Origin of the sequence: Microcoleus sp. F4-D5 (assembly GCF_036704885.1) — a bacterium.
Classification (GTDB): domain Bacteria; phylum Cyanobacteriota; class Cyanobacteriia; order Cyanobacteriales; family Microcoleaceae; genus Microcoleus.
Window position 1 is genome coordinate 39,913 of the sequence record NZ_JAUBSX010000051.1, and the last position, 13,649, is coordinate 53,561.

The window sequence follows — 13,649 nt, forward strand, 5'->3', positions numbered from 1 at the left end:
TACATTATTTTATCCTGTTGCTATTATTCATAAGCAATCTCTACCTCACTTTACCCTAAAGCGCTGTCTTTGATTATTCGGCTGCTTCTAATTCCTCTAATTCTTGCGTAGACTGCCATCCAGCTTGCCAGAGCGATCTGTCTTTGAGCTGTGTGGCATTCAGCCAAAAACGGACATTTGGATCGCAAGCCGCCACCATTTCCGCAAATACCCATTTACCTTCATTTTTTCGGTTGACTACTTGAAAGTGCCGCCACCCCCAAGTTTTTTGGTGTGAAGTCCATCGAGAACCAACTAAATAAGGAAATTTTTGTTTTTTTGGCACAGTATTTTTGTTGACCAATATATTAGAAAGCAAGTTAATTGTAATAAATCTTTCTGTTTGATGATATTAATTCCCTATCCAAACTCGTCAAATCCTCTCCTTCTCTCCTCTTCTCCCCCTCCCCTCTCGAACATAACAGAAAATATAGAGGCCCGGCAGCTTAAACGAGATTTCGCTTAAACTCTATCTGCAAGTAGATGCGTTGATTGTAACTTGCAGCATTTACGCCTTCTGGTTCAAAAGTAAGGGCAGTTCAGTGACTGCCCCTGTAATTAGTTATACCTATTGAATAGGATAATTTTTCAGGCGATCCACAAATAGCAAATTTATGCAGTACGAGCTAAATCGTGAATCTCAAATCTAAAAGCAAATAACCCAGGTTATAGTTGTGCACAATAATCCGTTTTGTGAAACTTACTCAAATCTACTTTTCGAGCAGGTTTGATGTTCACTTCCTGCTTCTACCAAGGCGGTAGGCCGCTTCTTGTCCGCAGGCGTCTTTCGAGCCCAACTCTCCCTACAAACATTTTTTCAATCTTATACTGTGTCTCATTGATGCTGTAAAGCTCAATAAAAAAGCACTTTTCGGCAAGATTGACTAATTTCTTTGATTCTGTCGCTACCCCTTGATTACTTCCCTGTTAAGGCTTTTGGCCCGATAAATCCAGAGGAAGTTGGGGAAGCCGGAGGCGAACCGCATTTGTTTGCAGCCAGAGAGTGATGGCGTGCTTCCGCTGGGGAGTCACGTACTCTCCGGGTCTGATCACTCCAGCACAGACGCCGATGTTTTTAATAAGGGTTTCTCGCTCCGATGAACTTGCACCCTGTAGCAACCTGACTTGGGCTTTGATAAAATCCACGTTCATAGCTGAAAGTAAAAGTAACTAAAGAACTCAGTTAAATAGCGATGCTTTGGTTCCAATTGTAACTCTAAAACCACTTGGTATGAATCAAATTGATTCAATATCCCCTAGATGGGGATCGGGCCGTCTAGAGCTAGCTAACTTTATTTACTTTATCTGTTTTTGCTAGCAAAAGTGTCACTATGCTAGCAGTTTTGGTAGAATTATTCATAGTTAAGAACTGTTACAAATTTTGCTTGTATCCGACAATACGGCTGAGTTTAGTGCTAACGCTACTTTTGAGAACTCAAAAAGTTCAGCACTGTCTCCCGATCTTTGCCTCCCTAAGTTTTATCATCCCCCATTGGGAAGCGATCGCTCGCCGAACTTTCCTCTTCGAGAGCCCCTCTTAACACCCGAACACTGCCACCTCACCCTATTTAATTAGATCTGCCCGCAAGCCTCGCTGTGGACTATAACTTCAGGCATACGTGTTGTTACCTGGGCTACCATAAGCGAGCAAGTTTTTATTCTTTTTTCTCAAGAATATATTTTTTACTTTTCTTGCAAAGCCCTTATTTGTGTTAATTAAGGCAGCTTTGTGATGTGCGCGCCAACCAAGACTCCCAGCTTGAGAACGCTGACATTTTGCACTCTGTGGCGGTGAATCTGTTTTCTGAATTCATTGGGGGCGATCGCTCGCCAATTACAATTACTACTCAGGGCTGATTTTGTATAATTTATAACAAATAGATTTATGCTTGTTAGCTAAAAACAGCACAAGTTTAAACAGTATTCCACCCGTCGCTTGTTTTTAAAAGCAAAAAATCTGGGGTAATCAACACGGCAATACCCGCGCTGTCAAGGTTTAACGTGCAGATTTTGCCCTCGTTCTTAGTATTTAACCGCAATTATATCTAGCGCAATTTGCTGACTATTAAAGTTCAAAATAAGAAGAAATTAACCGTCTAAGCGGAACTGATAAAAACCCAATCAAATCTTATAGTTTGAGATTAAAACTGACTTATTTATGACTGGCAAAGCAACTTTTTTACAAAAAACATCTCTCCAGCCATGTTTGGGGTCAAAAAAATCTGGTTTTTGACTGTGGAAGGGCTGGTTTATCGAGATTTGGGCGTGAATTAGAGATATTAATTAACCTCCCGATATGATATCTTTCACTATACAAAAACGAATCGATATGCCAGGATATAAAATCCCCTCGCACCGAAGCTGCGGGGGGGAAATGGTGAAGAAAATTATTGTTTTAAATTATCGATATGTAGATCTATTTTTGCAGTATCAAGAGGTATTGAGCGATCGACCTATCAACCTATTTCGGCGACTTCCTAAGATAATTTCCCGGTGGGAAACCGAGAAATTATCAACTAAATCAACCTTTTTTCTGACGTTGCAGCTTAGTTTTCCAATTGGCTATCTCCTTCTGAGCCGGCTGATAACTCTTAGTACCCGACGGCACCAGCAATGCAGCTTCAACTGCCTCTTTGAGCTTTCCTTGAGAGCTGCGCAACTGAGCAATTTTGAGAATACTTTCGCTCCACTCTCCAATTAACTGCTGAGCTTCTTCATACTTCGGCTGACCGGGCTCAATTTTATTAGCTTGCTGGATACCTTTACTGTAAGAAGACGCAACCCCCCGCTTAATTTGACCCTTAGCAGCTGATAGCAAAGCAACATTTACGTCCTGGTCTTTGGATAGCTCGTCCCACTGAGCGATCGCCTGTTTCGACTGATTGTAAACAGGCTTGTTGACATCAGGCATCAATTTAGCAGCCCCGATCGCCCCCTGGAAATCGCCCCGAGCAGCCCGCCCGTTAGCTATATCCAAAATCGTTAAACTCCAGCGCTCAATATCCTGCTGAGCCTGCGGGTAGAGCGGATCGCTAGCCGGAATCGTTCGAGCCTTAGCCACTGCTTTATTAAAACTAGAAGCCGAACCATCCTTGAGGAAAGTTTTCGCCTCAGCCCACACCTGCTGGCTCGATTGTGGCTGCTTGCTTCCAGTCACTGCTTGCACCGCCCGAGGTTGGTTCTGCGACCCCCCAGCACCAGCAGAGTTTTGAGATCCAGAGTTTTGGGCATTTTCAGCAGGCGATCGAGGATCTCCTTCCTGCTGACCGATAAAAATTGATTTGTTCGTCAGAAAAACACCCAACAGCAGCACCAAAGCCGTAGCTGAGCTCCACAAAACTAGCTGCTGCAAAAATGACTTGTCCGACCCGCCGTTATCCCGATCCTCCGGCTTTTGCAAGTTGGGTGGATCGCCTCCCCGATCGGCAGGACCTGCAGCATCCGGCTGCAACGCAGGTGGCATCTCAACCGACGAATCCTCAGCGTTGCGAACTGCCGGAGGCAGTTCCACTCGAGCCGTAGCCGTCGCCATTTGCGGGCGATCGAACCCATCAGCGGCATTAACCGCCATATTGCCATTGCGTCCTGCCAATACAGCAGTTGGCACCCCAGAAACATCCGGCAAAATCACCAAATGAGCCTTTCCCGGAGGATTCACCACCATCAAAGGTTCTTGTTTGGGACGCAAATGGTGGTCGCACAGCTCCGGCAGCCGATCGCTCAAAAAACGGTCTAAACCCTTAAGGGTCGTGCACTGTCCCGATCGCAGTCCCTCCAAAAGCGCCGTCGTAAAAAATCCCTGACGCAAAGCCGAAGTTTCGCGCGAAACTTGATTCGGGCGGCAAGAAAGCACCGTCGGGATTTCCAGTTCCCGCGCCAGCTCGGCCGTTTGAGAGCCGATCGTGTCCCCCGCTTTCACAATCTGGCTGCGGTTCATATCAACCAGCACCAACACCGTTTCCGTAGGAGCGTTTTTCAGAGTATTCAACAGCAACTCTACCGGAATCCCCGTACCCTGAATGTCCGCCGGATTGCCGTCAACCGGCATTAAATAATCCTTGCCTTCATAACTGACACCGTAGCCGCTAAAAAAACACCAGAGTAAATCTCCCTGTTGCAGATGTTCCGCACACAGGCTTTGGGTCAACCTCAGAATATTTTCCCGATTCGGATATGTTGATTGACCCCACAGCGACGGCGAGCTATCGGTCATCAGCAGACACCCGTCCGGCGCAAAACCCGCCTCCTCAGTCAAAAAACCGTACAGTGCCTCTGCATCCTCTTGGGCATAACTCAAAGGCTGGAGTAACTGATATTGATTGATGCCTATTGCAATACAAGCGTGATTTTTCATCTCATATGCCCTATACACATAGTGGACAGCTTGCACAAAACGATAACACATAGCCGTTTAAGGTTATACCTACTTTCGCCAGCACTCTGACAGCAGTTGTCCGAAGGCAGAAGTCCCAACAAGCGCCCAAATTTAGCATCCTAGAATTTTCAACTTTTATATTGCAGTAAAAATTTATACCCTGTGCCTGCTTTCAGAAAAATGAAGTTAAATTGGATACACAGGCCAGTGTATTTGAGTCTAATTTTCAGCAAACAACACCAAAAAGGAATAACCCGCCAATGGTCTCTACTGCCCAAAAAGAAATCTCCACCCGCAGCGAATCGCGACTGAAGCAAAAGCATCCGAAAACTCACAGCCATTATAGGTTTCAGGATTTTTTTGCCTTCGACAGCCAGATAGGTACAATTAACGACTGGAATAAGTCGCGCAACATTTTTACCAGCGAAGACTTCATTATCGGTTTGGTGGAGGGACTCGAAGAAGAAGTAGGTCCGGCTTCCTCTGTCATCATGTATACTATTGGTTGCCATTGGGGACTGCAAGATTCAGAATTTTTTCAAAAATGGTTTAGTGCCGAATTCAGCCAGAACATTCGCCAGTCCAATCTCATGTTTCTGCTAGAAACTTGGTGGTGGCCTTTCACTGCTCAAGGTTGGGGTCGCTGGGAAGTTGACATGAGCGATCGCAAACACGGCTGCATCTTCATCAATATCTTTGACTCAGCAGTTGCTCGCACTTTGGGCGACGTAGGCAAACCGGTTTGTCACCTATATGCCGGTTTGTTCGCTGGTTTCTTCGGATCTCTAGTCAAAAAGCCTCTGAGCTGCATAGAACTCCAATGTTACTCAATGGGAGAAACCTATTGCAAGTTCCTGCTCGGCAACCCTGATAAAATTGATGCAGCAGCATTCTGGCTCAACGAAGGTGCCAACGCCCGCGATATTCAAACTCGACTGCAACACGGTGAAATATTGCGGTAAACAACAAAGTGGAAAGGCACATCCCCTGCCCTGCCTTTCCTCCCACCAATTTCGCGATCGAGAGTCCGATGGTGGGCCTCTCCAGGCAGGAAAAAAGATGAAAAGTCAAACTTCATGGTTGGACAAGTCTGTCCAAGATTTCTTTGGTCACTATAATTGGTTGGGAAAACCTTTAGAAACCGAAAATGGCTCGACCCCCGGTCAAGTTATGACTTTAACCCAGTCAGTAGCAGACTTTTTTCAAGCTATTTCTTGGGAAGGAATTCCCGAAGTAGGTGCTCTACCCCTACCGCCACCCTTGCCAGTAATTTCTATTTCTGAACCAGCAGAAGTCACCATTGATGACCTATTCGACTTGTTTTAATCTGTGTGCGAAATGGAAAACAAAAAATATGGCAATCTCTCATCCCTCATTTTTCATATCTCTTCTCTCAAAATCCCTCCGTTAAATCCGTTAAATCCCGTACACTGCTTTTTGCCGAACTTCCTTCTTTATATCAGTTACCGACTACCACTTAATAAAAATCATGCACCCTGAGATTGAGTCGCTGCTGGATCAGGCAGAAAACCGATTTTTAAAAGGCGAAGAACTTATAGCTTTTAAGCGTCAAGCTGCAACTCTTGCCCAGCGCTTAAAAATTTACGAATTTTTGCGAGATAAGGAAGCAAGCATCTTCCAACCAATAGCCAACCAGCTACAAGAAACATTCCCCGACGAAAAACAAGAAACCTTAGAACGATCGCTCAAACACTGGCTGTTAGTCTTGCGGTACTGCGCTATGGCCATGCTGCTGAACGATCGAGATTTGCTCGAACAGCGCCTCCTAAACTGGCTTTCCGGCATAGTCGAAGCCCACCAAACTCAAAAGCTCGAAGCAACTGTTTGCGATCTGCTGCAAACTCGTTTAAAAGAACTGCTTTCCGAGCAAGCCAGGGCTATATTACAGCCATTTTTAGACCAAGCGCAGTCAATAGTTATTGACCGAGGTAATAAATAATCAGCAAATTCCCAATTCCCAATTCCCAATTCCCAATTCCCAATTCCCGATGATTAATATTGCCGACTTGCTCAAACAGCCCCGACTCCCTGGAAACTACTTTGCCAGCGATGCCTACGTCCGAGGCGACCTCGAACTAGGCTTGCTCGAAAACCGCCGGGGCGATCGACTCATAGCGCTCCCAGAAACACTGATTCAAGCGATTTATATCGGCTTGGAAAAAGAAACCGGTCAAGCCTCCCGCCTCGTGCTTTTCAACTGCGGCCGCTGGTGGGGTAAAAACTTCTACGTGCGTTTTTGCGAAGAAGTCAGCGAATACTACGGTCAGCCAGTTTCTGAAATGGAAATGGTAGAATTTCTTCAGTCCTTGCAACAGTGCTGGAAAACTCACGGATGGGGAACACTTGAACTGGACCCCAGCTATTCCGAACACGGATTTTTAATAGTAAAAACTGCTAATTCTCTTTTTGCCAAAACAGCCCCCAAGTCTAAGCAGCCAGCCTGTTTTCTAGAAGCAGGTATTTTAAGTTCGTTCTTTAGTCAGCTTACAGGTCGAGAACTCCACTGCCTGCAAACCTCCTGCGAATCCTTGGGCTCGGACTGCAATCGCTTTATTTTAGGGCTGCGCGATCGCCTCCAACCAGCAGATAATTTCGTCGAAGAAGGACAACAACACGAAGCTATTATCAGTCAACTTACCCAAAAAATTTGACTTGTTTGACAGCTATTAGCAACTAACTAATAGCTGTCAAATCGATGGCTGCCCAGCCCTAAAATCCACTATAATCAAAACTGTGAGTTAAATTATAAAAAAGCTAAAGAGTTGGAAAATCCGATTTTAGCTATTTAAATAAAACCAGATTATAACTAGGAGCTAGATAATTCATAACCGCTCCTAGAAACTCATAAAAATTAAAAGCAATCACAACCTAAAACATTTTGCTAGAACTTAATGGACGCCAACGAACTTCTAAATCGATATGCAGCCGGCGAAAGAGATTTTAGACTGGCAAATCTGCGCGGCATTGTCTTGAGTCCGATCGATTTATACCGTTCCAGCGATGCCCCAACTCTAATCTTGGCAAACCTCAACCAACACCAGCACCGACCCTACTTAATCGGTGCTAACCTCAGCGGTGCCGACCTCACCAAAGCCCATCTGAGCCGAGCAAACCTCAGCAAAGCTGACCTCAGCGGAGCCAATCTCACCGGCGCCAACCTCATGGCAGCAAGTCTCAGCGGAGCCAATCTCAGCGGAGCCAATCTCACCGGCGCCAACCTCGCCGGATGTCACCTGAATTGGGCCAATTTGACCGGAGCAATTCTCCCCAAGGCCAATCTCGCAGGTGCAGATCTGAGCGCTGCCAACCTCACCAAAGCCGTTCTGGGCGAGGCAAATCTAAGTAAAGCTTATCTGATTAAAGCCAATCTCAACGGGGTCAATTTCAAATATTCCTGCTTAAGTTTGGCGAGTCTCAAAGAGGCAGACTTGACCGAAGCACAGCTCACCGGATCTGAATTGTTCAAAGCCAACCTAGCCGGAGCCAACTTAACCCGTGCTAACCTCAGCAAAGCCAAGCTGTTGCAAGCTAACCTCAGGCGAACTAACTTCACTCAAGCCTATTTAAACGGCGCCTGCTTGAGCGAATCAGACCTCAGCGAAGCTTGCTTGGATAGAGCCAATTTGTGCAAAGCAGACCTGAGCAAAACCTACCTGAGAAATATTACGTTGAATGGCTGCCATTTAAGCGGTATCAACCTCAGCGGGGCCGATCTCGGCGGTGTAGACTTGAGCCGCAAACTTTTAACTGGAATTAATATGGCAGAGGCATTGTTGAACGAAGCTAACTTGAGCGGTGCTTATCTGATAGAAGCTAACTTGAGCGGAGCCTACCTCAGCAAAGCCAACTTGAGCGGAGCCTACCTGATCAATGCCGACCTGTCTAATTCTTGCCTGCAGGAAATTGACTTGAGCAAAGCTAACCTGAGTAAAGCCAACTTGCAGAAAGCTGACTTAACAGGAGCGAACCTCCGGGGAGCCATTCTCACTGAGGCGGATTTGAGGGGAGCCAAGTTGATTGGAGCCATTCTTCCTAACGGCACAGTTTATCGCCATTAACCTGTCAACCCCCTTGATTATTTGCCCAATAAAGTGCGGTTGTTGTCCAGAATCGGAAAAAATAAGTTCCTTTCTTCCACGGTGAGATATTGTTTGAGTACCTTTTTCATCACATCGTAGGTCACGGTCGCAGTATTGCGAACTTGAACAGCGCCTAAAATAGTTTGCAACCAAAGCAGGAGCCGATCGCGCAACCGTTCAGTATCGTCAATCAACATTGCAGCAGCCGAATGCCTCAAGACCTGCACAATATCTCCACGGCACTTTTGGGTCACATCTTGAGTCCCCCGGCGAAATAAATTGGGGTCGAGAGACTGCATTTGTGCTTCCACTTGTTGCATAATTTCTGTTTCAGACGCTTGAATTTTTTTATAAGCACTGATCCGGTGATTCAAAGACTGAAGGTAGTCTTTCAAAAATTGGAGTTCTTCAGCACTGGCGTAGCGTCCGTCTGCTTCCGTACTCAAACGTGCAAGTTGGCTCAACATAAGTTTTTCTCTACTACTAAAATACAAACATATCAGTTTTAAGCTTCTTTAGTCCGAACTAAATACTGTCCTACTTGAAAGCGGGTTTCATTAAGCTGTGTAACAATCGAACGAGTAATTAACTTTCCTGATTCTACAACTACTTGACCCGTGATTGGGTGTAATAAATCTTGCTGAGCCCGGCGGCCAATTAGAGCTTCCACATTTTCAATAGCATTAATGTACATCCCTGCAGGCAACTGTACAACTACACCCTCGCCCATAATTTGAGCCTGACAAGCAAGTCGCGAATTGGCTTGAGCTGTAGTAATGACTTCCAACGTCCTCTTCTCGCGCCGGTTCATGTCAGATAAGCCTTCCATGCCTTCTTTAATGTAAACGTGGCAGGTAGCGCACATTCCCCGCCCCCCGCATTCCTTGAGAACGTCTAAGTCTTTGGAAAGTAAGGCAGACAGGATATTAGATCGGGTTTCGACTGCCATTTCCTCGGAAATTGGATCTAGTCTAATAATTTTAACCATATTGATTTTTGCTCCTGTCAAGTTCAGTATTTAGCAAGTACGATCGACATATTTAAAGCCAAAAAAATTTGGCTAACACTCAAAAAGGTTAAAATGGCTCGATCGCACCATCGGCTTCCGCCTCTCTAACCCTGATAGTATAACCGCGCTTCTGTTTTGGTAATCGCTGTTCCGTCTGCCCTATTCTCCAGCTTAGCTGCGATTGCTAAAATCTTAGATTTTTCGTTGACAGTCTTGAAAAAACTGTAATAGTCGCGATCGACTAAAATAGCAGCCACAGGTACTTATATATCTCGCACCCGAATCCGGCAAGATTGCTACTGATTCCGAAACTCAAGGATTTTAGTAGGCGCGACCGTGCGATCGCTCGATTGTCGGCTCAGAATCAACCTGAGATAACATAGGCTGTACCTGGCTAGCAATTTAAAAATTTGAATTTTTGTCAGAATTCTTTACAGATTTTAATACTAGCTCAAGCATTTTCTACAATTAGACCGATGCAACATTCTAAGTACCGCATTTTAGGGCTAGTCGGACAAGGACAATTTGGTCAAGTCTTTTGTGCCAGCGTTCGAGAAGCTCCCGCCAAGGACTCCCGCCTCACCAGCCAACTGGTCGCTCTCAAAGAACTCAGCCATCAAAAAGCCCCAACTAGCGAATTTTTGCGAGAGTTATGGTTTCTGATCACATTGCAGCACCCTAACATTGTCACCTGCCGAGCTCTAGAACACACAGCTACAGGCAGGTACTTGGTTATGGACTACTGCGAGGGAGGAACCCTCCGCAACCTGCTCAAACAAGACCGCCCCTTGCGACTGATCGAAGGTTTGCAGCTAGTCATGGAAGTTTTAGCAGGCTTAGACTACGCCCACCGCCGAGGCGTAGTTCACTGCGACATCAAACCCGAAAATATCCTCCTAACTTTGGGCTCCAAAGGTTGGTCGCCCCGGCTGTCTGACTTTGGCATCGCGCGCCGCCTGCCAGAAATCGGTACCACTCGCCTCCACCAAGAAATTTCTCCCGACGCTACCGTAGGTTCCCCTGCTTACATGGCCCCAGAGAGGTTTTACGGTCTTTACTCTCCCATGTCAGATATATATGCAGTTGGAATTTTGCTGTTTGAGTTGCTAATGGGCTACCGCCCTTTCGGCGGAACCCCCGGAGACTTGAGATGGGCACACCTGAATCAACGCTTGCAACTTCCCGATGCCATCCCGGAACCTTTGCAAGTAATAGTCAAAAAATCTTTGGAAAAGCTGCCAGCCCGCCGTTTTGCGAGTGCTTCCCAAATGGCTCAAGCTCTGCGGCTGATCGTGTACGACCCCGCAGTCAGGGAATTGGGGAACTGCATTATTCCTTGGGAAAATCCCGCAACTAAGGAGGCTAAAAATCAGAAGTCGGAAAATGAGTCTTTGCTGGAAGTCCAAGAAGACAAAGCATCACAGTCGGCTATTAATTTACTTCGGACTGTGCGCCCCAAGCTTTCGCACCCAAAGCCACTGATACTTCCTGCACCGCTGACGGCTTTAATTGCCACTGAAACGTATCTCTATGCTGCTGTAGGTAAAGAGGTGAAGGTTTGGTGTCACCCAGGAAAACAGCTAGTTACAGGAGAAATCTCTACTTCTATATTAATGCCGGAAATCGTGCGCGGCATTTTACCTGGTTCCTCGGGCTGCTACGTTCTCACTCCGCAAAAACTTTACTGGCTCAACGAGCGATATTGGGAGCCTCAGTGCTTGTTGGATATTGGTTTCAGGCAAGGGTCAGAGGCTTTAAGAGCTGCTGTTGATTCTCACGGTAGCTGGTTGACAGTAGCGGTTCCCGGCGAACTGCGTTTTTATTCTTTAGCTGCAAACAGCACTGCGGGCGATCGGGAAAAAACCCTGAAGCCGATGGCTACTGTGCCTTTAGCGGAACACTATTTACCAGAACTAATGTTTTTGGATCGGCGACACGTCTTAGCAATTTGGTCGGACAACGAACCCAAAAATCCCCAAACTATTTTTAGAGTTTACACTCGCCGCGGCACGCCGGTGGGTTCTGTGCGGTTGTCAACCAGTGTCGGACAGACGCTGCTGACACCTGAACCGTATACTTTGCTAGGAATTCCTCAATCTGGTAAAGCGGCCGTGCTGTTGATGAAATTGTGGCCGCTCAAGGTAGCGCGAATTCCCCTTGAAACTTGGCCAGTGTCTGCTTGTGTGACAAATTGGGGATGGGTTTTGGCAGATGTTGGAGGACAGATTCTGGTGTTAAACAGTCAAGGCATTCAAGTAGGGAATTTTAGCAGCCCCGCCGCACCCCGGGCGATCGCCCCTTGGGGAAATACAGGTTTAGCGATTGCGGTCAATACTGAGGAAGGGAGTCACTTGCACTTTTTAGATTTAGATGTTGAGGAGACAAACTCGCGATCGAGCATCAAAGGCTGATGACTGGGGTAACTGAAGCTGTTTCGGCGTTGCTGTAATTCAGGAGAGTCTATTTGCGGGCGATCGATTCCTGGGAGTTTGAGCGGGGTTAGAGAACCGTGTCGTGCCGACTTCAGGATTTTGAATCTGAGGAATTGTTAAGGGCGATCGGCTCAATCCCATACCCAAAACTCCCTCCGTCAAGTCCTAGAAATGCAGACACCACTTAAATATATATGACTCATACAGCAACCTGCTTTTGTTCTGCTGAACCCAAGTGATGCAGCCTCACACCTCACACTCTAACGAAAGCCTAACCTCTACTCTAAGTCAGCCCCATCATCTTGAACAACCTAGTTCTTCTACCCATCCGCTGCAGATTGTCCGGCCAAAAACCCTATTTGGGGGTCAAAAAGCAGGGCCTTGGGCGAAAGAGGAATCAACCACCGGATGCCGGAGTCGGGCTAACTAGCCGAAACCCTTGGTGTGTATGGCTTCTAAAAAGTTTAAAAATATTTTGTCAAAAAGCTTGACAACCCTGGGGAGAGTTGATACATTAATAAAGCGCCAGAAGGGAAGCGGTTCACCGAACCGCCAACTCAAGGCAAACAACTGAACCTAGAAAAAAGAATAGTTTGAAAGCTTAAAGCACTATTAACCTCGTCAAAAAAATTAACAGCGAAAGTAAAAGCGAAAGCTGATACTTAATATCGCAAACAACGAGAAAAAAGTCAAGGGAAAAAAACCCAGTTTCATCGCTGAGTGGCAAGAACTTGACGAGCCAAAAAAGAACTCAACAACACGGAGAGTTTGATCCTGGCTCAGGATGAACGCTGGCGGTCTGCTTAACACATGCAAGTCGAACGGAGTAGAAATACTTAGTGGCGGACGGGTGAGTAACGCGTGAGAATCTGCCTTCAGGACGGAGACAACAGTTGGAAACGACTGCTAAGCCCCGATGAACCGCAAGGGAAAATATTTATAGCCTGAAGATGAGCTCGCGTCCGATTAGCTAGTTGGGGGGGTAAAGGCCCACCAAGGCGACGATCGGTAGCTGGTCTGAGAGGACGATCAGCCACACTGGGACTGAGACACGGCCCAGACTCCTACGGGAGGCAGCAGTGGGGAATTTTCCGCAATGGGCGAAAGCCTGACGGAGCAAGACCGCGTGGGGGAAGAAGGCTCTTGGGTTGTAAACCCCTTTTCTCTGGGAAGAAAGTTGTGAAAGCAACCTGACGGTACCAGAGGAATCAGCATCGGCTAACTCCGTGCCAGCAGCCGCGGTAAGACGGAGGATGCAAGCGTTATCCGGAATGATTGGGCGTAAAGCGTCCGCAGGTGGCAGTTCAAGTCTGCTGTCAAAGACCGGGGCTTAACTTCGGAAAGGCAGTGGAAACTGAACAGCTAGAGTATGGTAGGGGCAGAGGGAATTCCTGGTGTAGCGGTGAAATGCGTAGAGATCAGGAAGAACATCGGTGGCGAAGGCGCTCTGCTGGACCATAACTGACACTCAGGGACGAAAGCTAGGGGAGCGAATGGGATTAGATACCCCAGTAGTCCTAGCCGTAAACGATGGATACTAGGTGTTGTCTGTATCGACCCGGACAGTGCCGTAGCTAACGCGTTAAGTATCCCGCCTGGGGAGTACGCACGCAAGTGTGAAACTCAAAGGAATTGACGGGGGCCCGCACAAGCGGTGGAGTATGTGGTTTAATTCGATGCAACGCGAAGAACCT

12 protein-coding genes and 1 rRNA gene are annotated in these 13,649 nt (G+C 46.8%); 7 read left to right on the forward strand and 6 right to left on the reverse strand.

Annotated elements, in window-relative coordinates; all coding sequences use genetic code 11:
• Positions 1-73: 73 nt before the first annotated feature.
• The 3 genes from QUA80_RS21670 to QUA80_RS21680 all read right to left on the reverse strand — a co-directional run bounded on the left by QUA80_RS21670 (position 74) and on the right by QUA80_RS21680 (position 4,393).
• Complete coding sequence (locus tag QUA80_RS21670) at positions 74-325, reverse strand: TIGR02450 family Trp-rich protein (RefSeq protein WP_332943237.1); 252 nt, start codon at positions 323-325, stop codon at positions 74-76.
• Positions 326-966: 641 nt separating this feature from the next.
• On the reverse strand, positions 967-1,191 hold the full coding sequence (locus QUA80_RS21675; RefSeq protein ID WP_006635912.1) for a hypothetical protein: 225 nt from the start codon (positions 1,189-1,191) through the stop codon (positions 967-969).
• A 1,369-nt stretch (positions 1,192-2,560) separates the two neighbouring features.
• Entirely contained in the window at positions 2,561-4,393 is a 1,833-nt protein-coding gene (locus QUA80_RS21680; protein ID WP_333427140.1) for a peptidase C14, read from the reverse strand.
• Between the two features lie 281 nt (positions 4,394-4,674).
• On the opposite strand from QUA80_RS21680, the gene QUA80_RS21685 reads away from it, so the two are divergent.
• The 5 genes from QUA80_RS21685 to QUA80_RS21705 all read left to right on the forward strand — a co-directional run bounded on the left by QUA80_RS21685 (position 4,675) and on the right by QUA80_RS21705 (position 8,493).
• The gene (locus tag QUA80_RS21685; RefSeq protein WP_333427141.1) at positions 4,675-5,376 is read left to right on the forward strand and encodes a V4R domain-containing protein; all 702 of its coding nucleotides are present in this window, start codon (positions 4,675-4,677) and stop codon (positions 5,374-5,376) included.
• A 97-nt stretch (positions 5,377-5,473) separates the two neighbouring features.
• The gene (locus tag QUA80_RS21690; protein ID WP_333427142.1) at positions 5,474-5,740 is read left to right on the forward strand and encodes a hypothetical protein; all 267 of its coding nucleotides are present in this window, start codon (positions 5,474-5,476) and stop codon (positions 5,738-5,740) included.
• 163 nt (positions 5,741-5,903) lie between these two features.
• Positions 5,904-6,374 (forward strand): phycobilisome protein, encoded by a 471-nt coding sequence (locus QUA80_RS21695; protein WP_333427143.1) that lies wholly within the window; start codon positions 5,904-5,906, stop codon positions 6,372-6,374.
• 49 nt (positions 6,375-6,423) lie between these two features.
• The gene (locus QUA80_RS21700; protein ID WP_333427148.1) at positions 6,424-7,086 is read left to right on the forward strand and encodes a V4R domain-containing protein; all 663 of its coding nucleotides are present in this window, start codon (positions 6,424-6,426) and stop codon (positions 7,084-7,086) included.
• Positions 7,087-7,326: 240 nt separating this feature from the next.
• Entirely contained in the window at positions 7,327-8,493 is a 1,167-nt protein-coding gene (locus QUA80_RS21705; RefSeq protein ID WP_333427144.1) for a pentapeptide repeat-containing protein, read from the forward strand.
• 17 nt (positions 8,494-8,510) lie between these two features.
• Here the strand turns inward: QUA80_RS21705 and QUA80_RS21710 are convergent, their stop codons facing one another.
• The 3 genes from QUA80_RS21710 to QUA80_RS21720 form a co-directional block, all read right to left on the reverse strand.
• Positions 8,511-8,981 (reverse strand): phycobilisome protein, encoded by a 471-nt coding sequence (locus tag QUA80_RS21710; protein WP_333427145.1) that lies wholly within the window; start codon positions 8,979-8,981, stop codon positions 8,511-8,513.
• A 38-nt stretch (positions 8,982-9,019) separates the two neighbouring features.
• On the reverse strand, positions 9,020-9,502 hold the full coding sequence (locus QUA80_RS21715) for a 2Fe-2S iron-sulfur cluster-binding protein (protein WP_333244769.1): 483 nt from the start codon (positions 9,500-9,502) through the stop codon (positions 9,020-9,022).
• Positions 9,503-9,627: 125 nt separating this feature from the next.
• Positions 9,628-9,780 (reverse strand): hypothetical protein, encoded by a 153-nt coding sequence (locus QUA80_RS21720; protein WP_333244767.1) that lies wholly within the window; start codon positions 9,778-9,780, stop codon positions 9,628-9,630.
• A gap of 219 nt (positions 9,781-9,999) precedes the next feature.
• Between QUA80_RS21720 and QUA80_RS21725 the strand changes: the two genes are divergently transcribed.
• Together QUA80_RS21725 and QUA80_RS21730 are read left to right on the forward strand one after the other, a co-directional pair.
• Complete coding sequence (locus QUA80_RS21725) at positions 10,000-11,934, forward strand: serine/threonine-protein kinase (protein ID WP_333427146.1); 1,935 nt, start codon at positions 10,000-10,002, stop codon at positions 11,932-11,934.
• A 777-nt stretch (positions 11,935-12,711) separates the two neighbouring features.
• Positions 12,712-13,649 (forward strand): 16S ribosomal RNA (locus tag QUA80_RS21730); the annotation flags it as partial.